General features: G+C 37.4%; 17 protein-coding genes. 10 read left to right on the top strand and 7 right to left on the bottom strand.

Translation table 11 applies throughout. The features are described from left to right. The first annotated feature begins 68 nt into the window (after window positions 1–68). A complete protein-coding gene (locus I6E72_RS04380; protein ID WP_002958222.1) occupies window positions 69–314 on the top strand; it encodes a hypothetical protein in 246 nt (81 codons plus the stop codon). Between the two features lie 178 nt (window positions 315–492). Here the strand turns inward: I6E72_RS04380 and I6E72_RS04375 are convergent, their stop codons facing one another. After that, window positions 493–639, bottom strand: coding sequence for a hypothetical protein (locus I6E72_RS04375; protein ID WP_007581365.1), 147 nt, complete (start codon window positions 637–639; stop codon window positions 493–495). A gap of 97 nt (window positions 640–736) precedes the next feature. Beyond that, a complete protein-coding gene (locus I6E72_RS04370) occupies window positions 737–1,657 on the bottom strand; it encodes a 2-hydroxyacid dehydrogenase (protein ID WP_197111190.1) in 921 nt (306 codons plus the stop codon). Between the two features lie 129 nt (window positions 1,658–1,786). On the opposite strand from I6E72_RS04370, the gene I6E72_RS04365 reads away from it, so the two are divergent. Further along, window positions 1,787–3,493: a GNAT family N-acyltransferase gene (locus I6E72_RS04365; RefSeq protein ID WP_197111188.1), complete on the top strand. Its 1,707-nt coding sequence runs from the start codon at window positions 1,787–1,789 to the stop codon at window positions 3,491–3,493. Window positions 3,494–3,539: 46 nt separating this feature from the next. Here the strand turns inward: I6E72_RS04365 and dapE are convergent, their stop codons facing one another. After that, a complete protein-coding gene (gene dapE / locus I6E72_RS04360; RefSeq protein WP_197111186.1) occupies window positions 3,540–4,724 on the bottom strand; it encodes a succinyl-diaminopimelate desuccinylase in 1,185 nt (394 codons plus the stop codon). Window positions 4,725–4,987: 263 nt separating this feature from the next. On the opposite strand from dapE, the gene I6E72_RS04355 reads away from it, so the two are divergent. Next, the gene (locus I6E72_RS04355; protein ID WP_197111178.1) at window positions 4,988–5,641 is read left to right on the top strand and encodes an OmpW/AlkL family protein; all 654 of its coding nucleotides are present in this window, start codon (window positions 4,988–4,990) and stop codon (window positions 5,639–5,641) included. A gap of 85 nt (window positions 5,642–5,726) precedes the next feature. Here the strand turns inward: I6E72_RS04355 and I6E72_RS04350 are convergent, their stop codons facing one another. Beyond that, complete coding sequence (locus tag I6E72_RS04350; RefSeq protein ID WP_024603739.1) at window positions 5,727–6,263, bottom strand: thioesterase family protein; 537 nt, start codon at window positions 6,261–6,263, stop codon at window positions 5,727–5,729. Window positions 6,264–6,368: 105 nt separating this feature from the next. Between I6E72_RS04350 and I6E72_RS04345 the strand changes: the two genes are divergently transcribed. After that, a complete protein-coding gene (locus I6E72_RS04345; protein WP_165744524.1) occupies window positions 6,369–6,863 on the top strand; it encodes a hypothetical protein in 495 nt (164 codons plus the stop codon). Window positions 6,864–6,891: 28 nt separating this feature from the next. Here I6E72_RS04345 and tyrR read toward each other — a convergent pair whose 3' ends face one another. From tyrR to bcsE, 3 genes are all read right to left on the bottom strand, one after another. Continuing rightward, the gene (tyrR, locus tag I6E72_RS04340; RefSeq protein ID WP_197111176.1) at window positions 6,892–8,448 is read right to left on the bottom strand and encodes a transcriptional regulator TyrR; all 1,557 of its coding nucleotides are present in this window, start codon (window positions 8,446–8,448) and stop codon (window positions 6,892–6,894) included. Between the two features lie 193 nt (window positions 8,449–8,641). Continuing rightward, window positions 8,642–10,222, bottom strand: coding sequence for a cellulose biosynthesis protein BcsG (bcsG, locus tag I6E72_RS04335; RefSeq protein WP_197111174.1), 1,581 nt, complete (start codon window positions 10,220–10,222; stop codon window positions 8,642–8,644). A gap of 169 nt (window positions 10,223–10,391) precedes the next feature. Continuing rightward, on the bottom strand, window positions 10,392–12,014 hold the full coding sequence (gene bcsE / locus I6E72_RS04330; protein WP_024593571.1) for a cellulose biosynthesis protein BcsE: 1,623 nt from the start codon (window positions 12,012–12,014) through the stop codon (window positions 10,392–10,394). A 114-nt stretch (window positions 12,015–12,128) separates the two neighbouring features. Here bcsE and bcsR point away from each other — a divergent pair, with 114 nt between their 5' ends. The 6 genes from bcsR to I6E72_RS04300 are packed head-to-tail and all read left to right on the top strand — an operon-like array spanning window position 12,129 to window position 22,903. Beyond that, window positions 12,129–12,317, top strand: coding sequence for a BcsR/BcsP family cellulose biosynthesis protein (bcsR, locus tag I6E72_RS04325; RefSeq protein ID WP_007581346.1), 189 nt, complete (start codon window positions 12,129–12,131; stop codon window positions 12,315–12,317). A 20-nt stretch (window positions 12,318–12,337) separates the two neighbouring features. Then, window positions 12,338–13,054: a cellulose biosynthesis protein BcsQ gene (gene bcsQ / locus I6E72_RS04320; protein ID WP_197111165.1), complete on the top strand. Its 717-nt coding sequence runs from the start codon at window positions 12,338–12,340 to the stop codon at window positions 13,052–13,054. A gap of 1 nt (window position 13,055) precedes the next feature. Beyond that, window positions 13,056–15,725, top strand: coding sequence for a UDP-forming cellulose synthase catalytic subunit (gene bcsA / locus I6E72_RS04315; RefSeq protein ID WP_007581342.1), 2,670 nt, complete (start codon window positions 13,056–13,058; stop codon window positions 15,723–15,725). Continuing rightward, window positions 15,718–17,964 carry a cellulose biosynthesis cyclic di-GMP-binding regulatory protein BcsB gene (gene bcsB, locus I6E72_RS04310; protein WP_101217795.1) on the top strand — a complete coding sequence of 749 codons (2,247 nt, stop codon included), beginning with the start codon at window positions 15,718–15,720 and terminating at the stop codon, window positions 17,962–17,964. The genes bcsA and bcsB overlap by 8 nt, the downstream gene beginning before the upstream one ends. Next, on the top strand, window positions 17,964–19,094 hold the full coding sequence (bcsZ, locus tag I6E72_RS04305) for a cellulose synthase complex periplasmic endoglucanase BcsZ (protein WP_010555125.1): 1,131 nt from the start codon (window positions 17,964–17,966) through the stop codon (window positions 19,092–19,094). Before bcsB ends, bcsZ begins: the two co-directional genes overlap by 1 nt. Then, window positions 19,085–22,903, top strand: coding sequence for a cellulose synthase subunit BcsC-related outer membrane protein (locus tag I6E72_RS04300; RefSeq protein WP_197101496.1), 3,819 nt, complete (start codon window positions 19,085–19,087; stop codon window positions 22,901–22,903). Before bcsZ ends, I6E72_RS04300 begins: the two co-directional genes overlap by 10 nt. Window positions 22,904–23,149 lie beyond the last annotated feature (246 nt).

Here is a 23,149-nt window from a genome sequence, read left to right as displayed (position 1 = left end):
TTGAAAGGTGCGCAAAAGATCAACATAATGGCGCTCCTTTTTTCAACAACTGAACTATTGAAACGACCATGCTAAACGAGCTAGATTGGCTTTTAAATACTACACTACTTGCACTAGGTTTAGGTGCATTCTTTATTAACCAGATAACACTGCTGCGCGTTGCCGCCATTAGTGCGTGTGGTTTATTATTCTTATCATTTAGCTTAGATCTTATGTCGTCGAGTGTTATTTCAAATATGAGTTTAGTGTTGATCAATACTTTTTACTTGTTTAAAGTTTATACATTTGGGCAATTTAATGTAACCCAAAGTTAACAACTTTTCCCTAGAATATTTAATAGCCCAGCATTGCTGGGCTTTTTTTTGTTAAGAATTTAAAAATATTAAAAAGCACTTTCAATCAAGATGAAAATTAGAGCTTCAGGGGCACACAAGCACTACTGTGAAAATAATGCTTGTGTACTGCTAAAAAGAGGAATACATAGTAAGTAGGCTAGTCCGCTATTGTTAACTCGCTTTGGGTTTGTATTTTAGAAGGAGTATCCTCTGCATTAGCCTGATTAAACCAAGCTGAAACACCAAGTATAATAATTGAAACAATAACTAGGCTTAATTTAACGCCACTTTGACTCGATTTCATAACACCCTCTTTGTATTTTTTATTAGTGAGAATACCTTTTACACTAATGAAAATTACAAATGTTAACAAGCTGTTTTTTAAACTAATTAGCTATCAGCTAATAACCTTTAGTTCTATCTATTGGATTATTAAGTACTAACCCCTTATCCAAGCATTCAATATTATCGGCTATTTGCTCTATAACACTATTTAAATCAGAAATCGCCGCGCAATGTGGTGTAAGCGTTATTTTGGGGTTTCCCCAGTAAGGGTGATTCGACGCTAAAGGTTCTTGATCAAACACGTCGAGTGTAGCTGCGCGTAAGCTATCGTTATTTAATGCACTTAGTAAGTCTTGCTGAACAACATGAGCACCGCGTGCCACATTAATAACAACAGCATGTTTAGGTAGCTTTGCGAGCATTGAGTGATTAATAATGCCTGTCGTTGCTTGCGTAAGGGGTAATAGACATACAAGGTAGTCAACATCAGAAAGCATACTATTGAGGCCTTCCTCGCCATAAAAAATTTCGACATTAGCCGCGCTTTTATTACTTTGCGCCCAGGCACTTACCTTAAAGCCATTATTTATAAGCTTTTGCGCGCATGCTTTACCTAATTCACCAAACCCAAGTATGCCGACATGTTTATTACTATGCGCCCGCTTTGGCTTCCATGTTTGCTGTGTTTGTTTAATGTAATACTCTTTTAAACGTAACTTTTGAGCTAACACATGTGTCAGTACATATTCCGCCATATCTTCAGTTAGTTGCATGTCAACAATACGTACTACTTCAACACTTTCGTCGAGTAATGTTAAATCGATACTGTCTACGCCAGCACCAAATGACGACACAGCCTTTAAGTTAGGTAGCTGTGGCCACATAGATTCTGGCGCTTTCCACGCAAGTACAAAATCCACATCATGTGCGTTTTTGCAATCAGGCCATTGCTCTATCAGCGTATTTGGTAATCGCTCTTGTAACTTCGTTATTAGTTTTGTGTTGTCACGCCCAGTTATAGCAACCAATACCGACATAAATTCTCCTAACAATACACAGTTTATAAGTTAGCACTTTAAAAAGTCACACTACTGCAAAGTAACTGTCACACCCTTTTTTTAATCTTACATGTATGGCGAATAGGCCAAACGGAATATGAGGTTAATATGATAAGTGTTGATAAAGTAATTGCTGCAAACTTACCACAACTAGAGAACTCTCCAAAAGTAAAAGGTTTAGTAAAAAAAGGCCTAGGCTACTTATTACATGAACAAGAGTTTGTTGCTTTTGGTGATGCCTACCCTCACCTACAAGGATTAGAATTTGTTGAACAAGTGCTCGATGAACTCAATTTTGATACGCGCTATAAACCTAAGCAGATAGAACATATTCCTAATGAGGGTAAACTTGTTATCGTTGCTAACCACCCTATTGGTTCATTAGATGCTTTAGCACTGATTAAAGTACTTTCAACTGTAAGACAGGATTTAAAAGTAGTGGCAAACCGCATGTTGATGTCGGTTACTCCAATGCACTCACTTTTACTCCCCGTAGATAACTTATCAGGCATGAGTAAGAAACAAGAGCTTAGTAATATACAAAACCATTTAAAGGATGAAGGCGCATTACTTATATTTCCGGCAGGAGAAGTATCGCGATTAGGGCCAACAGGTATTAAAGACTGCAAATGGAATAGTGGCTTTTTACGTATGGCAAAAAAAGCTAACTGCCCTATCTTACCTATTTATATTAAAGCCAAAAATAGTCCACTTTTTTATGGCACATCAATGATTTATAAGCCGTTGGCAAGTTTGCTCTTAGTAACAGAAATGTTTAAGCAACGCCAAAAATCTTTAGAGTTTGAGATTGGTGCCTCTATCCCTCCTGAATCTTACTTAATAGAAAACCTTAAAGATAAAGAAGTTGTAAACCTTATTCGTAAACAACTTTATAGGCTTACAACAAAAAAAGCCCTACCGCTAAAAACACAAACACCCATCGCTATTCCCGAGTGCCGCAAGGAGCTAAAAAAAGCAATTGAGCAATGCCAACTACTTGGTAAAACACAAGACGGTATGCATATTCATCTATACCAGTATGTAGGTAGCTCACCTATTTTTAGAGAGTTAGGGCGCCTGAGAGAAATCGCGTTTAGAGCGGTAGGTGAAGGTAGCGGTAAACGTCGTGATATAGATAAATACGATATGGATTACCAGCACCTTGTACTATGGGATCCCATGCAACTAGAGCTGGTAGGTGCTTATCGATTAGCCTGCGCACAAGAGATAATACAAAAGCACGGCCGCAAAGGTTTATATACTGATAGCTTATTTTCTTACACCGACGATATGGCCCCTTACCTACAACAAGGAATTGAGCTTGGCCGCAGCTTTGTGCAGCCTAAATATTGGGGACGTAAAAGCCTCGATTATTTATGGTATGGCATTGGCGCTTTTATCAAAAACTATCCACAGTACAGATACTTGTTTGGTGCTGTAAGTGTATCAAATGCTCTACCCGAGCAAGCAAAGGCCATGCTCGTTTATTATTATCAGCATTATTATAAAAGTGGCATTGAATTAGCTACGCCTAATAATGAGTTTAAGTTAACCGAGCTACAGCTAACCCAGTGTAATACTCTTTTTAGCGGCAATGACGTGAAAGAAGATTTTGTAGAGCTAAAACATGTACTAGCTAATATGGGTGCTCAAGTCCCTACTTTATTTAAACAATACACTGAACTTTGTAAACCCGGTGGAGTGCAATTTTTAAGCTTTAGTATTGATCCCGATTTCAATAATTGTATTGATGGATTAGTATTGGTCGATCTTGAAAATGTAAAAGAAAATAAAGCCAAACGTTATTTACAATAACCAATAAAAAGTGAGTCCTTATATCTATAAAGTACTCTATTTATATTTAATTATTAATAAATATTTGCTCAAGTAAAGTTGTATAAATAGCTTCAATTTTAAGTAAGTCACTAATAGATACATGTTCGTTAACTTGATGAATCGTATTGTTTCGTACACCACATTCAATCACTTGAGTATGGGGGCTGGCAAAAAATCGTCCATCTGATGTCCCTCCATCTGTACTTAGTAATGGGTGACTTGATGTGTTTTTATAAATAGCTTGCTCAATATGAGTAAGTAAACTCCATCCCGTATTATGGCTTGTGTAATAAGGCTCGCATGGGCGCTCCCACTCAATCGTAAAATGCTCAGCAAACTTGTTTAGGGTCTTCATTAATTGCGTTTTAACTGCTGTGCTACTGTAACCATGGCTATAACGTACATTAAATGTAATTTCACAATGACTTGGCACTAAATTATCGACCACATTATTTATGTTAATTCCAGTCACTTGCAGTGTGGTTTTTGAGCTAGCCACATCGAGTAACCAGATCTGATCACTCAAGCTATTTACTATTTTTGCAGCAATATGAGCAGCATTGAGTGTGTTTTGAGGATAAGCTACATGACCTGCCTTACCAGTAACTAAAATGCGAGCTGAAAGCGCACCACGACGGCCATTCTTAACCGTATCGCCAACTTGTGCCACACTTGTTGGCTCCCCCACAATACAGCCATCTAATACAACATCTTGCTTGGCAAGCTTATTAACTATTTCTTGAGTGCCAAATTCAGCCTCTCCCTCTTCATCTGACGTGATAAGCCAGTAAAGAGTCCCTGCTTTAGCTGATTTACTATCAATTAATTTTTTTGTGGCACTCAACATAGCAGCAACACCGCCTTTCATATCAGCTGCTCCTCTACCGTATATTGCATCATTTCGCACTCGCCCTTCAAAAGGAGGACTTAGCCAACCGTTACTTGTTGCTGGTACTACATCAATGTGCCCTGAGAAAGCAACACATGGGCCTTCTTTGAATTTTATGCAGGCAATTAAATTAGTTACACCATTTATAGTAAATTGCTCGCAACTTAAACCTAAATCCACCAATTTATCTGCAAGCCAATCAATTGCACCCGCTTGATTAGGGGTTACTGATTCAAAGCGAATTAGTGTTTGTAAGTGCTTTACAACTTCTTTTTGAATATCCGTTGTTTTTGATTTTTTTTCAAATGCTTCTAAAAACATGGTAAACACACTTTATTATTTAATGTGCCTTTATTAAAACGTGAGTATATGACTAAGCGATGTCAGCCTTAATACATTCATATGACTGTTAATGGAATATATATGTCAATCGTTACAAAGACAGAACGACACTAAAATTAATCTAAATCAATAAAACAATTCACAAGGTTAAAATATTTTTTAAACTTTGATCTAGAACAGGTTTTCATTTTTATTGCTCGGTAATAATAGCGCCAATTAAACAGTAGTTCTTGGAGAACAACATGAAAACCCAAATTAGCATCGCATTATTAACCTCTTTATTAGCAATCTCTCCAGCTGCACACGCTAACTTTAGCGTAAATGTTGGCGCTATTAACGTAAATCCAGATAACAGTAGCTCAGCAATTAATGAGGCGCCGACACTGGGTCTTAAAGGTGATTCAGATACCCAACTAGGTATCACAGTAGATTATGCTTTTAACGATCAATGGGTGTTGGAACTGATAGCAGCAACACCGTTTTCACACGATGTGAATGGTGCCGGAGCCTTAGCTGGCAACAAAATTGCTGATATAAAACAACTTCCGCCGTCTTTAGTTGCGCAATATCACTTTTTAGATACCAGCTATGCGCTAAGACCTTTTATAGGCGTAGGCATAAACTACACTGCATTTTTTGATGAGCAACCTTCTCAAGCACTTAAAGCGACGCTGGGAACAGATGATGTAGAAGTAAAGCTAGATGATTCGTTTGGCTTTATGGCTCAGGTAGGTGCTAACTATAAAATTGATAAAAACTGGGGTTTACACGCTATGGTATCAATTATGGATATTGATACCGATGCCACTGTTTATGCAAATGGTGCAAAAGCACTTACATCAACTGTTGAGCTTGACCCCGTTGTTGCTATGTTCGGTGTTAGATACAGCTTTTAAAGCATATATAAAATAGTACGTAGTTACCCAATTACAATGTGTGTTAAAAGGCCGAAAGGCCTTTTTTTCATTTGGAGAGTATTAATTACCTTGGTAAGTTACTTAACTTTTTCTGTTCTAGCATTTCTTTCCAGTGCATTACTTCACTTGGCAATATAGGTGTTTGCCCATCAAAACCAGCAACCTCAAGCATTTCTTCAATACTTATAATACCCTTTTTACTTTTAAATACACCGCGTACATAAGCAATAGCATGTAGGCCTCGTTCTGAGTGAAACTTTTGCTCAATATAAAAGTATTTATGATCCCAGCCCACTAACTTGGTGCTTATTGTATATCGCTGCATGGGTTTAATATCGCGGATATAAGTTATGGCCGTTGCGTTAACAATGGGAAACCAACGACGCTTCATTATTTGCTTTAACAAGCCAACTCGTTCTGTCATCCAAGTTCGAGATAAGTCCATCATCGCAAGGTAACGTGAGTTTGTTAAATGTAAATTAATGTCACAATCAGTAGGTAAAGCTTTGTAATCAATATCTACCGTATCAAGTAAATTTTGATATTGCTTGTTACGTTTGATTTTAAAAAACAATAATAAAAGTCGAATATATAAGTTCACAAAAAAGGTCTTACCAGTTAAATTTATTCGAGTGTAGCATAGCCTCTTGCGAAGACGAATATTCTACTTTAATCTTAAATCATTATTATAATAAAAAGATAACTCATGAAATCAAAACGAAAAATTATCACTGCGCTAGCTTTATTAATACCTAGTTATAGTGCGTTTGCCGACTTTTCATTACCAGGTAAAGGCTCTGTTACTTACCCTACCGGTGTAGTTAAAGAGTTTAAATTTGGTTTTGAATGGCAACAAAAAGCTGAAAAATTCATTATTGGCTCTAAAAGTTACAATATGGAGCAGATCCCTAGTTCTTATTCAGTTGCTATAACGCTTTCAAAAGATGACAGCCAAGTATGGGTGCAAGAATTTAATAATGGGTTTATTAAAGAATTTGAATGGCAAATTGGCGAACATAGGATCACTTTAAAAAAGCAGCAATTTAGCGACCCCGTAAAAGGCGATTATGTTATTGAACTTAATGGCCGTAGCTATTTTTTCACTCGTAATAACGCCAGTATTGTAATGAACTTTAATGAAGAAGGTATTGAAACGATTGCAATTGATGGGGTTACAAAAAATATGGGGACTAAAAATTAGTCCCCATATTTTAATGTCTTTATGTTAATTACACTTTTACTGTTTTTCGGTTAATTCCGTAATCACGTAACTTGTTAGCTACAGCGGTGTGACTTAGGCCCAATCGCTTAGCTAACTGGCGTGAGCTCGGATAAGCTGGGTAGAGTTTACGAAGTAAGGTCGCTTCAAAACGTTTAACCGCTTGATCTAACGAACCTTCAAAATCAGACTCTAAATACCCTAAATCGTGAGTAAAAGTGGGTAACTGTAAATGCTCTACGCGAAGCTCGCTATCATCTAGTAACGACACTGCACGGTAAATTGCATTTTCAAGCTGGCGCACATTTCCTGGCCACGGATACTCTTGTAAAAAGTTCAAACACTCTTGTGATAAAACAGGAATTGCATGACCATTTTGTTGCGCATATTTTTGAATAAAATGTTCTGCAAGTGGTCCTACATCTGCTTTTCTATCTCTTAGTGGCGCTATTTCTAAAGTAAGCACGTTTATACGGTAATATAAGTCTTCTCTAAAAACCCCTTCTTGTACCATTGCAGGTAAGTCTTTTTGAGTAGCAGCAACAATACGTACATTTACTTTAACTTCGTTCTCATCGCCTACTTTTCTAAACGTACCATCTTGTAAAAAACGCAGTAACTTAGTTTGTAGTTGAGTCGACATTTCGCCAACTTCATCTAAAAATACAGTTCCACCATCGGCTTGCTCTAATACACCGCGCTTTGGCGCTGCATTTTCTTCGTACCCGGCATAACCAAATAATTCAGACTCAGCAACATCATCAGGAAGAGAAGCACACGACAGAGCAATAAAAGGTTTAACAGAACGATTAGATGCGTAATGGCACGCTCTAGCTAATAACTCTTTACCTGTTCCTGTTTCACCAGTAATCAAAATAGGGGCTTCTAGTTGCGCCATTTTTCGGGCTTCGCGCACAACTCGGCGCATTGCCGTACTAAAGTTATGAATAGTGGCAAAGCTTTCTTGCCCGTAACGTCTAAATGCACTGACTTGCTGCCCTAAGCGACTTTGCGATTTAATATTAATAACCGCACCAGCAAGCACATCACCTTCACTACCTTGAGGAACTGCAATTGGCAAAATGTCTGCAATAAAATCCTCACCAGCAACTTCAACGCGTGTAGTTTGTCCGAGTACTTCTTTACCTTCTAACCAGCGTGTAAAGTTAAAGCCTTTAAGCAGGTTATTAATATTTGCACCAATCACGTCTTTTTCAATTAGCTGTAAGTCTTTACATGCTGCATCATTACATAAACGTACCCAACCTTTGGCATCAATAGAGATAACACCATCAGGCAATGCACGTAGTAAAGTATTTAATTCGTTGTGTTCACGCTCAGATGGTAAAAATGCAGTGGTACGCACATCATGTACACCGTCGATTAAACGTATCGATGGCATAATTTTTTGGAATTGTTCAAATTCAATTTCGGGAAAACTAACGTACATACGACAATTTACAGAATCGACCTCAATTCCTTTTAAATCAACGCTGTAGTTAACTAATATATTAAGGATTTCTTGAGCAATACCAATTCGATCAGCACAGTGAATATCTAGACGCATACATCCTCAAAGAAGGAAAAACTATATTAGCCGAATAATACGCTAAGTCGCTTTGAGAAGGTAGTTTATTGTAAACATTTTTGGACAAAACAGCTTTTAAAGCCAAAGGGTGGGATGTAATTAAACGAAGAAAAACAGCACTGATATTTATATTTAACAATATCAATGCTGTTTATTAATTCTTATTATGAGACTACTTACCTTGTGGATAAGCTGACCAATCTCCACCATCTAATTGTATAAATGGTCGTTGATTAACGTACATCATTATTGTGCCTTCATTTTCAGCAACTTTAGGTGCTTTAGGTAGGTTTTCAAGTAAATTAGCAACACTGTTATTCCCACCAAACACATCAGTTTGCAGCGCCTTACTTACCAGCTCTGAAAGCGCAAAGTAACTTGTTGAATCATCAACCACAATTTGCGAGTAATTTTGTACGTCTGGGCCTATAAACTTAATCGCTACAGGTACAGACACAATCGCAGGACTAGGGATTTCACGTAAACCTGCAAATTGTACCTTATCACCTTTTAAATTAGCGCCATGCTCAGGCACTATCATCAACATCACATTGCGGCCGCGCTTTTCTAATTTTTTTACAAACTGGTTAATATCAGCAAACAAGTTTTTATGCCTGATTGGGTATGTCTCTTTACTATTCACCCTTGGTTGATTCTCTAGCTGATTACCGTCATGTAAACTTGTTGTGTTGTAGTACATTGCACAGGGTTTACAGTCCTCAGATTGCTCTAACCAACCATCCAGCACAGCTTCATCAGAGTAAATAGGGCTATTATCAAATCCTCGAAGCGCAACTGGCATTGAATCGATATTAAATGGCGTGCTATCTAGGCCACCGTACTTATTTATTAAACCTTTAAACTCATCAAAATGTCCGTCGTGATTCATCACAACATTATTTTGATAACCTAGTTTTTCTAGGTTTTTAAACAAGTGACATTGTTCAGGTGCCTCTTTAAATAATGCCGTTTGACTAGTTTGGCCACAACTAGCGCGCAGTAACCTTACCGCAGCGGGTCCGCTGTATGATGTAGCCGAGTTAAAGTCTGAAAACACCACATCAAAGTCTTTATACATATCAGTAACACTTACACCAATAGCATTTAAATCAGCAACAGCCATTGAGCATATGTTCAAAATAATTACATCAAACAGTTCACCATTTACTTGGCTTGGAAAGTGACTCATTAATAAGCTTTGTTGTTGATAAAAATCAGCTAATTTTTGATCAGGAGATTGTGCTGCCTGAGTGATCACTTGTGTTTGAGGATTACTTTGACTCTGTGTAACCGGCTCAGGGTTAGCCACATTATTAACAAATTGTGATTGAGAGTTATCCCCTTGCCATCCTACAACTAACAGCCCAACAATAGTCACGGTGGTAAAGCGTATCCATTGCGATGTATACCAAAAACACACACTAATTACGAACAAAGCCAATAACATATCAATGTTAATAACACGGGTTAATAACTCAATAAAATAACCAAAACTAAAATCTTGAACGTTACCCGCTTGTTTAGTCAACCTGTTTATTGGTGGCAACCATGAGTCTTGGTAAAGTAATACCACAGCAAACACAGCACCTACTATATGTTTTGCCTTCTCTATTAATGGCTGTTTAAATTTAATCGCAAGCAACGCAGCAAAGGCCGCATTAGTTAATACGTTAAAATCAATTGCACCATAATAAAACAGAGCAAACTTAACTAAAAAATAAAGGTTCCAAACCCCTAAACCTGATAATTTCACTTCTTATCCTTTTTTACTGTATTTGGTGTATAAGGCTCTAGTACTTCATGTTTAAAAGTAAGCTTATAATAATATTTTGTTATTTGAGATAAAATGTATTTGCCTAGCATACAAAGCACCGCGCCAAGTACCATTGCAAGAAACACGGTAATTAAAAGCTGATTCATACTCATAAGTTATCTCTTAATTTCATTATAAAAGGCTTAGCATCTGGGCGGCTTTTGCTAGAAAATTCAGGTGTGTTAATATTTTCAGTAACGCTGTTTGCTATATCAGGTGCAAATTTATAGCTATCATTCTCGGCAAGTTTTTGCGAGAAATCTACAACACTCTTACCTTTATAAAAACGCCTTAATTGTTTACATTCTTGTTGAATGTAAAAGTGATCAGAAATTACATTTTGCTGTACAAAAAAATCGCTTGTTTTTAATTTAAACAAATGCTTAATCGCATTATCAACGTCATTCTCTCTACAAGCATGCAAATATAAATACACTGTATTATCTGCAATACTAAATACATCACCTTCGCGTTTAATATGAAATAAATGCAAAGGGTGTATTGGGTCGATTCGTGGCAGTAATTCAAGCTTTACTAGCACACCACTCACACCTAAATTAACGGCTGAGTCACTATGAATTTCTACTTGTTTTGTAAACTCAATGAAAGGTAAATATCCTTTCGAAAAAGTGTTTTCGGTGTATTTCAATACGTCCTCAACTGAGGGAGGTAAAGGCCTAGAAAACTGAAAACCTTGAATAGATTGAATTTGTGAGAGCAACCGAGAAGGCTCTGAAAAACTATATAGAATAAGGTTTACACCCAATGTTAAAAATAAACATTCATCTTGATGGCGAATAACACCGTCTACATTCTGAATAACAAGCTTTAACCAGCGCCCACAGTTTTTTCTAAGTTCAAAACACTGCTTACCTAATAACGCTAAATCAGTGTAGCGCGTTACTGCAAAAATTAAGGTGGCTGCTTCTACCTTTGGGCCTTTATTAAATAAATCATTATTATCTTTTACACTATTATAGTGCATTGGTAATTTAGTACCTTCGGGCACCGCACTTTGCACAAGCCAAACATCGTCTTCATCGGAAAAGTCTGAACTTTTAGGTGCTTTGCTCTCGCTTATTATTCCCTTTTGAACAACAAACTGATTATTACTTAATAATAACGGGTAATGTTCACCAGCAATAACACCCGTGCTATGGCGCCAATAATCATATTCAAGAACTCGCATTGCAGAATCATTATCAACAAAAACCAGCCCATCAAATACATTATTTAATCGCCTAACTAGAAAACGGTAGTTAGCAATATCAGGCCCAGATATTAAAAATAGTAATGTAGCCCCGGTACGACGAACAAAGTCGTTGTACTCATTCATCATCAGTTTTAAGCTTTTTTCGCCAGCACTGTTTAACTGTGTTGTATTAAAATGAACAAAAATGAGCGCTTCGTTTAGACGTTTATAAGCACTTATCTCTTTTATAATACCTGAATTGATTCGCTCAATTGAATAGTGTTGTGTTTCTGGGGCCAACGAAAAAGGATGTACTCGATTATGTTCATAAGCATAATTTAACGATGCAGAAAAAGAAGAATCAAAAAATGATTCAGCCTCTTGAGAAACTATATATATATCATTAGCCAAACTTTGGTTAATTGAATGTAACGCTAATTCGATTGCAAAATTGTCTAAAGGGGCTAAAACAGCATAACTTGAAGCCGATTTTAACTCTTTTGCAGCAGGCTCTAATCCCGTTATGTTAAAGTTATGCACTTAAAATGCCCTATAAAAAATACTTTTTTACTAGTTTTAACCGTTATTCTATATATAATAGCCAAATATTGTCCACTTTTAATCAAAATAATTAAAGTAACTGTAAAGGTAAAGATGAACAACTTAACATCTAAAAACTCACAAACGTTAACATCGAGTGATATAGAAAACCTTACACTGCGTTTTGGTGGAAAGAGTGATGACTACATAGAAATAGTAAACAAGCAGCAAAATAATAATACAATTAATAAATATGCATTGCTTAAAGAGATAAACAACGAACTAAACACATACACTAGTTAAACTAAGGATAGGTAACCCCGTTGCAAAGAGTTTTCATTAAAGGTATCAAAGGCGGTTTAGGCAGTACTTCTGTAGTTGCCAATCTTGCATGCGTGCTAAAAAAGTCTGACGTTGACGTTGTTGCTATCGATTTAGATGCAAAAAGTGACTTAGGTTTACATTTTGGTTTACCGTGGAAATACACCAAAGGCTGGAGTAATGAAGTGCGCTTTGAAGATGCACTTACGCATTTTCACCAAGATAACGATGGCATTATATTTTTACCATTTGGTGATAACGACGACACTAGCACCGATAACATCACTAAAATGGTCAATAAATGCAAAAACCTAAATTATAACAACGAAGCCTGGATACTTTTTGACTGCCCTTCACATATTAACATTTCTCACTACCCATTAGAGAAAGACGATATTGTAATTGAACTTGTTAATTGCGACGCTATTTGTCACAGCTTAATTTATAGGCGCCTGCAAAGACTTAAAAATTCAGATACCAATTGGAAACATTACTTTTTAGTTAACCGCTATAACTCTGCATCAACGCTAGAATTTGACTTATTTTCCCTATGGCAATCGACACTTCCCCTTATGGCTCCCTTTTTTATTAATAGTGACGAAGTTATTAAAGAGTCAACCGCATACAGAAATGTAGCACTTAATTGCGCGCCATATAGTGTCGCAAACGATGACTTTGAAACACTAGCTGGTTGGCTAGTTAGTAAAGCGGCCTTATAAAATGAGCATTACACTATTTTATCAGCGCCCTATTCACAGCACTTTATACTTGCTGCTGAGCATTTTATTTACTGATAAGTTAGTTCGGTACATTTTATTCAAGTTTCATAGCTACTTTAATCAACATAAAGTAAATGTAATTGAAGCTTTCTTAATGCCTTTTATTACGCTTTTAAGCTCGCTATTTATAAACATTAAACAGCATAAAATCAGCTTTGAGTTTACCCTTTATGACTACTACCCTCATTTAAGGTTGCCTTACCGAACCTATATTTACTCAAATATATTACGCTTTATTATTCAAAGTGTTTTTTTAGTGTTTTTCAAAAACCAGCTTAAATCTAGTTCAGTAAAAGAAGATGCAGTTAATTATTTCTATGATGGCGTTAGCTACCTTTTAAGGCAATTACGTTGGTTTGATTTAAAGTTAGGTAAATTATTAAAACGCCTACTATCAAAAAACAAAAAAGGCCCTAAAAAAAGTGCATTTAAAGCCATGGCTGATGCACGTGTATGGCAAAATAAATTAGTTAAATACGTCATCCTCGCGTTTATTTTATTTTTATTAGCAATATTCATTACAATTCCTTTTAGCTTGGAAGCTCAAGCCGTATTTATAAGCTTTATTTTATTAGTTGCGTATGCACTTAAACGAGTAAAAGGCCAAATGGCAACCATTGTCATGATCACCTTGTCAGTAACTACCTCTTCTCGTTACTTATGGTGGCGTTACACTGAGACTTTAAACTGGGATGATCCACTTGCACTTGCACTAGGTGGCGGCTTACTACTTGCTGAAACATATGCATGGCTTGTACTGATTTTAGGTTTTTTTCAAACAGTTAATCCGCTTGAGCGAAAACCAGTGCCTTTACCTAAAGACACTGACCTATGGCCAACTGTTGATGTATATATTCCAACTTATAACGAGCCGTTAAGCGTTGTAAGACCCACTACTCTCGCTGCTTTAAGTATCGATTGGCCTGCAGACAAGCTAAATGTTTATATATTAGATGATGGTAAGCGCTCAGAGTTTAAGGATTTTGCAGCCGAGATTGGAGTGGGTTATTTAGCGCGTTCGGATAACAATCATGCTAAAGCCGGTAATATGAATAGCGCTATGCGTTATACCGATGGCGAATATATCGCAATTTTTGATTGTGACCACGTTCCTGCTCGCTCGTTCTTACAAATGACAATGGGACAGTTTTTAAAAGACAGTAAAGTGTGTTTGGTCCAAACACCGCATCACTTTTTTTCTGCCGATCCATTTGAGCGAAATCTTAATAACCACAGTCAAATCCCTAACGAAAACATGTTGTTTTATGGATTGATTCAAGATGGTAACGACATGTGGGATGCAACCTTCTTTTGTGGTTCTTGTGCCGTATTAAAACGAGAAGCGCTTGATAACATTGGTGGTTTTGCATTTGAAACAGTAACTGAGGATGCTCACACGGCCCTTCGTATGCAGCGCGCAGGTTATAAAACTGCATATATAAACATCCCACAAGCCGCAGGCCTTGCTACCGACAGCTTGTCAGCGCATATAGGCCAACGTATTCGCTGGGCGCGTGGTATGGCACAAATATTTAGGCTTGATAACCCATTGATGGGTAAAGGTTTAAGCATCCCTCAACGATTATGCTATATAAACGCAATGCTGCATTTCCTATCGGGTATTCCTCGTATTGTATTTTTAACAGCTCCTTTAGCGCTAATATATTTTAATGCCTACATAATTTATGCTCCTTTTATTGCTATTTTTATCTATGTGGTACCGACACTAATTCAAATAAAAGCGACTAACTCACGTATTCAAGGTAAATACCGTTACTCTTTCTGGGGTGAAGTGTATGAGTCAGTACTTGCTTGGTACATACTAAAACCAACTACCGTTGCTTTATTTAATCCTAATAAAGGTAAATTTAACGTAACCGAAAAAGGCGGTTTAAATGATGAAGAGCATTACGACTGGGGGATTTCTAAACCGTATTTAATTCTCTTACTTATTAACTTACTTGGAATAATAGTGGGTGTATTACGTCTGTTTTTAGGTGATTCAAGCCAGATTGGCGTACTTATAATAAGTATGGGTTGGGCTTTTTATAATATTATTATTTTGGGTGCTGCGGTTGCGGTTGCTGCTGAGGCTCGCCAAGTGAGGCACTCGCATCGTATAAAGGCAAACTTTCCTGCCGGCGTTCGTTTAGCAAATGGTCATACTTTAAAAGTAAAAATAACGGATTATTCAGATAACGGTGTAGGTATAGAGACTGAACACGCACATTTATGCCGCGTTAACGATAAAATTGAATTATTAATGAGTCGCGGTAACAAGCAATTTTCGTTTACAACTTATGTATGTAATACCCGTAAAAAACAAATTGGCCTTACACTTAAAGATTTATCTCTCGAAAAGCAAAGAGCTTTTATACAATGTACTTTCTCCAGAGCAGATGCTTGGCTAGATTGGCAAAATAACTTTAGACATGACCGTCCATCGTATAGCTTCAAAGAAGTGCAAAAAACCAGTTTACGGGGCTTTAGTAATTTATTGTTTCATGCCCCAAGAGCGTTACAACCTATAATTAAGTTTATGACTAATACTGTCATTTACATAAATTCATTTACTCCAAAAAAACCGATAGTGCATAATAATTATGATTAAAAAGTTACTTAATACATTTCTAACATTGTTACTTATTAGTAGCGCATATCAAGTGCTCGCTATCGAGCCTATGCACGACAAAACTATGTTTGTAAATGGCTACCCTGAGAGCGCTCAGGTTTCTAGTTTACGTCTTAGCTTTGAAAAGTTAGGGTTCAACGACTATAAACTCGACGGCGTGAATAATAATTCTCGAGTCGATTTCACAAATAGAATTGATAAATTAAGCACTAATCTAAAGCTTAACTTTTCGTACACCAACTCACCTTCATTGCTGGCTAATGTATCGCATTTAAAAGTTTATTTTAACGATAACTTAGTTACTGTTTTACCTATTAATGAGCAATTAAGTATTGTAAAAAATACGGTAAGTCATAGCCTAGACCTAAATGCTAAATACATTCAAGACTACAACCAAATTCGCTTTGAACTAGTTGGCTACTACGATTTACGATGCCAAGATTACTTTAGCCGCTCAATTTGGACTGAAATAAACAAATCAAGCCACATCACGCTTGATCAAAAACAGTTAGCAATTGATAGCCGCCTTGAATATTTACCAGAACCATTTTTTGATGCTAAAGATTACAACAAATTAAACTTACCTTTTGTATTTGCAAACACACCTAATACACAAGCAATAGAAGCTGCAGCCACTTTATCTAGTTGGTTTGGCGCACAAGCTGACTGGCGTGGCGCTAACTTTCCAGTAGTTTTAAATAAAGCACCAGAGCAGCATAGCGTGGTGTTTATTACTAATGACTCAAAACCTGATTTTTTAAAAGATTATCCAGATGTTGAAAAGCCAACTGTCGAGCTAATTTCAAGCCCTATTCACAGATACAATAAAATGCTGTTAATTTTGGGGCGTGATGAAAAAGACTTAAAAACAGCGGTCACTGGTCTTGTATTTGGTCATAAAATTATGACTGGCCGAAGTGCAAGCATCGAGGCAATTAACAAACTCCCACTGCGTAAAGCTTATGATGCGCCGAGATGGCTAAGAAACGATCGTCCCGTGCACTTTGACGAGCTTATTGACTACCCAACTCAGTTACAAGCTGAGGGTCTTAACAACGGCCCTATAAAATTAAATGTTCGTTTTGCACCTGATTTATTTACTTGGCGTGAAAAAGGTATTCCTATTACTTTGCAATACCGTAATACGCCAGAGAGCGAAACATTAAATTCACGTTTAAACATGTTAATAAACCAAGAATTTATAAGTGGTTTTTTACTTGATAAAAAAGACTCATCGTTAACTACCGCTAAAACGTTGCTGCCTTTAATTGCTAATACAGATACAACGCAAAGCGCTGAAGACTTTTCATTAGACGGTATTAATCTTGCCAGCCGAAATGAGTTAAATTTTGACTTTAGATTTGCAGTACTTAAAAAAGGCGAATGTGCCGTTGCTCCACCTGGTGGCGAGTACGGGGTAATTGATGGAAACTCTAACATTGATGTAAGTGGGTTTGATCATTACATGGCTTTACCTGATTTAAATGTATTTGCAAACAGCGGATTCCCATTTACAAAATACGCAGACTTACAACAAACTTTAGTATTGATAGATGAAGTTCCATCACCTAAAGCACTATCTGTATTGTTTAATTTAACAGGCCACTTTGGTGCTATTACAGGCTACCCCGCTCATAGAATAAGTGTTGCTCATTTAAATGAAGATGCCAACTTAGATGATAAAGACATCTTAGTAATCGCCAAACCTAATAGCATTGCTAACAACTTAGATGAAGATGCGCAAACTAATATCTTGCTTGATAATAATCAGCGCGCTATTAAACAAGCTATATACAATGGTGCTTACGATGAGCAAACAACAGATAAAGTCCAAGTAAGTATAAAAAGTAGTGGTGATATGGCCGTTATTACTGGCTTTCAATCACCGTTTGATTCAGAGCGTTCAATTGTATCGCTTAGTGCAACATCACAAAAAGCCTTTACTCTACTTGATGATGCGTTAATGAGTTCAGAAGCTCTTGCGCAAATTAAAGGCAGTGCTGCGGTCATAAATTCTCAAGGCATTAAGACAATTAAAACTGATGAACAATATTTTGTTGGTCACATTCCTGTGCATACCCTAATTTGGTTCCATTTATCGGATCACCCATTTGTACTGGCACTATTGTCTATTTTAACACTACTGCTGATCTCATTTATTATATGGCGATTACTACAAGCATTAACATACAAGCGCTTAGCTGAAGGAGATAAGTAATGAAGTCACTCATTAATGTATTTTTTACCGTGATTGCATTATTTACCTTTAATGCCAATGCACAAATAGAGCAATGCCAACCATGGGATGCATGGCAAACGTTTAAAAGTAACTTTATAAGCCAAGATGGTCGCGTTATTGATTTGGGGAGTGAGCAAAAAGTCACAACCTCTGAAGGCCAATCTTATGCCTTATTTTTTGCTGTCGTAGCAAATGACAAAGCAATGTTTGACCTAGTCCTGGATTGGACGCAAGAACATTTATCAGAAGGTGATTTAAGCACTCGTTTACCGGCATGGCAATGGGGTGTTAACAATCAAAATGTTGGCGGAATTTTAGATTCAAATCCAGCGTCTGATTCTGACTTATGGATAGCATACAGTTTATCGCAAGCTGCTATTCTTTGGGATGACCGCCGCTACAGCATATTAGCAGCCGTACTTGCACAGCGAATAATGCGTGAAGAAACCGCCTATATTTCGGGCCTAGGTTTATCATTACTACCCGCCCCTACTGGTTTTGAATTTGATAATGAGCGTTTTAAGTTAAACCCAAGCTACTCACCGTTATTTATTTATCAGCAGTTTAAAAAGCTTTATCCACACTCGCCTTGGCATCAACTGCACGAAGGCTCAGCAAAGTTGATTTTAGATACAGCAAAGCAAGGTGTTAGCCCTGACTGGGTAATGTTTGATGCAAATAACGGCTTTTATTACGATAAAAAAACGAGCGACTTGGGCAGTTACAACGCTATTAGAGTGTATTTATGGGCAAGTATGATGGCAGACAACGCACCTTATAAAAAAGAGCTATTAGCACAATTTAACCCTTTTATAGAAACAATTAATAAACGTGGTTACGTGCCTTTAAATACTTTTGCTAAATCAGGAAAGTCTGAAAAAAGAGGCCCTCTAGGCTTTAACTCAGCTCTATTACCTTTACTAGCGACTAATAACGATAATTCTACAGTAATGGCTATTCAGCAAAAACTAATGATTGATAAATCATTTACCCAGACTCGTTATTACGACAGCGTGCTTAACTTGTTTGGTACAAGTGCTTTAAATAAGCGTTTTTCAATTACAGCAGATGGGACGCTACAACCGGTATGGAGCACTGAATGCCGTTAAGGTTTGCCCTCGCTTGCACATTAGCGCTTAGCTCTGGATTGAGCGCTAACACAGTCAACGATATTGATACGCAATCTGTTGATTGGTTACTAAGCCAAATAGGTATTGGTGAAGCACAGCAAAATAAAAAACTAGTTGAAGATAGCTTACGAAAGCTAGTCGCTATTGCCCCTGCCCGAATAGAAACGCAGTGCGCAGTAGCGCGTTATGATTTTGCCAATGGCGAATCAGCGAAAGCCAACCAATTACTAAGTAAAATAGATAATGGGCTTACCAAACAAGCTCCGTGCGTTGAAAAGCTAAAAGTCCTTTCGCGTACTGAAGGAAAAGACAAATCTTCAATTCAGCAAGCTAAATTATTGGCTCGCGCGGGTCGTTATGAACAAGCTCGCGAAATCTATAATAATATTTTTAAAAACGTCTACCCTACATTAGATTACGAGCTTGAGCATTTAAGCTGGTATGGACAAGATAGCTCCCAATGGGAAAGTGTTAAAAAAGGCTATAATAAATTAGCTCAAAGCTACCCAAGTATTGCGCAGATAGAAATTGCTTATGCCCGTCACCTACTTAGGCGTAATCTTACAGATAAAAAAGCGATTGATATTTTAAGTAAATATGGCGCAGGCCCTACTTTTATTAATGAAGTAGAATATATTTGGCTTAGTGCTTTGCTAGAAATGCCCTTAACGGATGATACAGTTAAGCAGTATCAGCGCTATTTCACTCTTTATCCCTTTAGTAGTAAAGGTGAATTACAATACCAAGATTTTCTAAAAGATTATAAAAAACGTCAAACACTTCTTGCCGACCCCGCCTATCAGCTTTGGGTTAGGGGCGATAGATTACTTGAGAAAAATAAACTTGCTGCCGCAGAGCCTTTACTTTTAAAAGCTTTAAGAGGCCGACCGCAAGACGGCGCTATAATGCGAAGCCTTGGCACACTCTATTTACGCCTTGGTGAAAACCAAAAGTCGTATCAATATTTTACTCGTGCACAAAAGTACACAACTGAGTTCGCTGAACGTGAAACACTACAAGAATTAGCAAAAACAGCTAAGCTTTGGCTTTATATACGCGAAGCTAAAAATGCCATTAATAATAAAGAATTTAAAACGGCTAAGCTTAAGCTTGATTTAGCAGCCACCTTAGAACAAGAAACTAATACAGTAATATATAACAAAGGTTTATTACAATTTGCTCAAGGGCAATATTCACAGGCTGCACTTACATATCAAATTGTTTTAAGAAGTGATCCACTTAATAGCAGCGCTTTAATAGGCCTACTTGAAATAGCTGAATTAGAGCAGAATGAAAAAGCCCTAACCTCTTTTTACAACAGTTTATCGTTTAATCAAAAGAAACTAATTAAAGAATCTTATTCTGTATCTTTAAGTAGTCAGTACCGCGCAAAGGCAAATACGTTTGCACAGTCGGGAGATTTAGAGCAAGCCGAAAAAGTACTAAAAGACGCTATTGAAATAGCGCCAGAACAGCCTTGGTTATACTACGATTTAGCCTTTATATACCAACAAAAGGGGCTGACAGAAGAGGCCCGCGCTTTATTTAATAATGTGCTGTGGCAATTTCCGTTAAACCCTCAGATTCGTTACAGCCACGCGCTTTTTTTACGCTCTCTTGATGACTATCAAGGTGCTATTAAAACATTGCAGTACATTCCATTTAAATCCAGAGATAAAGACATTATTGCGCTTGAACAGCAGCTGCAACTTAATGAGTCTTTAACACAAAGTGAGCGCCACCTTGATGCTAAAGATAAAGCCACTGCAATCTATCATTTAAGCAACCTAGAGGCACAAAATTTAACACCCGCTATGCAGGCAGAGTTATCGCGAAGCTGGTATCGAATTAATGAAAAAAAACACGCTATAAAACTTATAAACAAAGCACTGGAAGCTGAGCCTTCTCTTTCTGCTTATTGGCATACACTTTATGGTGAGTGGCTTTTAGAGCAAGGTGATGAAAATAAAACGAAGCAATGGTTTGAAAAGTACGTATTACCAGAGAGCGCAACTGAAAACGAAACAACTCAATATGTACAGCTACAAAATAGCTATATTACTCAGTATTACAATGGTAGTGATTTAATCGCTAAGCTTAACCAGCTGGATCAAAAATATAAAAATACTCCAGCAACAACTACTGCTCTTATTAATGCAAATTTAGCACTTGAACAACGCGAAGCGGCCGTTATTTTGTACCAGCAAAAAGTACAAAATAAACAAACCATTGAGCCTCAAGCACTACTCGCTATTGCTAATGCATACATAGAACTTGGGGACGACTTTCAAGCAAAAGAAGTTACGCAAAAAGCGATTACGCAAACCACATCGCAAGAAGGTTATTTGCAACGCCAAATCATGTCATCTCTCAATGAGTTTAATTACTCAGGGGATGCACTTTACTTAGCTAAGCAACTTGTTGAAAAGTCACCCAACGATCAAGAACTACGTTATTTAGGCGCTCAAGTAGCCAGCAAATTCAACGAAACCGAACAAGCACAATCTTGGTACACGCAAACCCTATTTCCTAATCGTACATTAAATGAAAAAGAGCTTTACGGAGCGCTTTCAAAAATAGATGAAAACGATGAATGGTATGTAAACGGTGCTAAAAGAGAGCTAATAAACGAGCAAAACAAAAACCAAGCATACATTGCTATTGGTGTTAACTTTAGTGGGCAAACAAGCACCGAAAGCGAAGCAACACTTGGTGCGGGCTTAGTCCCGATTGAAGCTTACTTTCCGCTTTGGCAAGGCCAAGGGTTTATTAAAGTAGACCCAACTACTATTAGCGCACAAACAACGCGCTTTGATGAGCAATTTGCTGGCAGCCGCTATGGACAAGGTGCACTGTGTATTTTTACCTGTTCAATCGATGAAGTAACACCTGAGGAAAGTGGTGTAGATATAGGTATTGGTTGGCAAAACGAAAACTGGCGTGTAGATGTAGGCACTACCCCACTTGGCTTTTTAATTGAAGACATTGTATGGGGTGTAAATTACGCAGACAGTTTTGGCGACTTTGGATACAGCCTAGAACTTGAAAAACGCCCAGTTACGAGCTCAGTACTTTCTTATGCAGGTCTTAAAGATGTAAAAACAGGTGAAGTTTGGGGTGGTGTTCGCTCTACAGGCCTAACTGCTAATGTATCACACGACTTAGGCGGAAAATGGGGTTTTTGGTCAAGCGCCGACTTTACCCTATATAAAGGCCAAAATGTAAAAGACAACCAACGCTATCGTATGATGGGCGGTACTTATTACCGTGTAATTAGCAATCAAGAGCGTGAATTCACCGCAGGCGCTAGCTTATTACATTGGGCATACAAGTATAATTTAAGTGAAGAAACATGGGGTCATGGTGGTTATTACAGCCCACAAAACTATGTAGGTTTATCTGTGCCACTCACTTATGACGCGCGTTGGGGAGATGATTTTGTTTATCGATTAAAAACCGGTGTTTCGTACTCGCAAACAAAAACTCAATCTATTGATTTCTTCCCTAATGATGGCGATTTGCAAATAGCTGCATATGATAGAGAGTCAATAACAGGTGTTGATCCTGTATTTGAAGGTGAAACAAGTTCTGGTGTTTCATATAATATTGAAGGTAGTTTTGAGTATAGAATAACGCCGAATTGGTTCTTTGGTGGTTACTTAGCCATCGATCGTTCTGACTTTTACGAACCAAATTTTGGTCAGCTTTATATACGTTACTACTTTAATCCTGTGTACGGAACACTTGAGTTTCCAGGCACCCCTATTGTTCCTTATGCTGAGTTTTAACTTGGCATAAGGTGATACACCGCGAACACTTCCCCTAGCACTAAGGTATATGTATACTTGAGCGCAATTGTAACTAGGATAAGGGTGTGTCTCTTACCTTGTGGTGTTACTGCCATATAGCAAATCATTATCTTAGCTACAAATAATATACTGATGGTCGAGCATTTTAGTGGTTACAAATTCTAAAATAGCTAAAGCAAAAAATTATAAGGCCATTACAACAATTCTTAAAGTTAGGAAGTAAAT

Origin of the sequence: Pseudoalteromonas sp. NSLLW24, from assembly GCF_015864725.1 — a bacterium.
Lineage (GTDB): Bacteria > Pseudomonadota > Gammaproteobacteria > Enterobacterales > Alteromonadaceae > Pseudoalteromonas > Pseudoalteromonas arctica.
This window is presented reverse-complemented; position numbering and strand designations above follow the sequence as displayed.

Excerpts from the sequence above, each read along its gene's own strand:
- I6E72_RS04380 (WP_002958222.1), top strand. The coding sequence starts at position 69 with ATGCTAAACGAGCTAGATTGGCTTTTAAATACTACACTACTTGCACTA.
- I6E72_RS04375 (WP_007581365.1), bottom strand. The coding sequence starts at position 639 with ATGAAATCGAGTCAAAGTGGCGTTAAATTAAGCCTAGTTATTGTTTCA.
- I6E72_RS04370 (WP_197111190.1), bottom strand. The coding sequence starts at position 1,657 with ATGTCGGTATTGGTTGCTATAACTGGGCGTGACAACACAAAACTAATA.
- I6E72_RS04365 (WP_197111188.1), top strand. The coding sequence starts at position 1,787 with ATGATAAGTGTTGATAAAGTAATTGCTGCAAACTTACCACAACTAGAG.
- dapE (WP_197111186.1), bottom strand. The coding sequence starts at position 4,724 with ATGTTTTTAGAAGCATTTGAAAAAAAATCAAAAACAACGGATATTCAA.
- I6E72_RS04355 (WP_197111178.1), top strand. The coding sequence starts at position 4,988 with ATGAAAACCCAAATTAGCATCGCATTATTAACCTCTTTATTAGCAATC.
- I6E72_RS04345 (WP_165744524.1), top strand. The coding sequence starts at position 6,369 with ATGAAATCAAAACGAAAAATTATCACTGCGCTAGCTTTATTAATACCT.
- tyrR (WP_197111176.1), bottom strand. The coding sequence starts at position 8,448 with ATGCGTCTAGATATTCACTGTGCTGATCGAATTGGTATTGCTCAAGAA.
- bcsR (WP_007581346.1), top strand. The coding sequence starts at position 12,129 with ATGAACAACTTAACATCTAAAAACTCACAAACGTTAACATCGAGTGAT.
- bcsA (WP_007581342.1), top strand. The coding sequence starts at position 13,056 with ATGAGCATTACACTATTTTATCAGCGCCCTATTCACAGCACTTTATAC.
- bcsB (WP_101217795.1), top strand. The coding sequence starts at position 15,718 with ATGATTAAAAAGTTACTTAATACATTTCTAACATTGTTACTTATTAGT.
- bcsZ (WP_010555125.1), top strand. The coding sequence starts at position 17,964 with ATGAAGTCACTCATTAATGTATTTTTTACCGTGATTGCATTATTTACC.
- I6E72_RS04300 (WP_197101496.1), top strand. The coding sequence starts at position 19,085 with ATGCCGTTAAGGTTTGCCCTCGCTTGCACATTAGCGCTTAGCTCTGGA.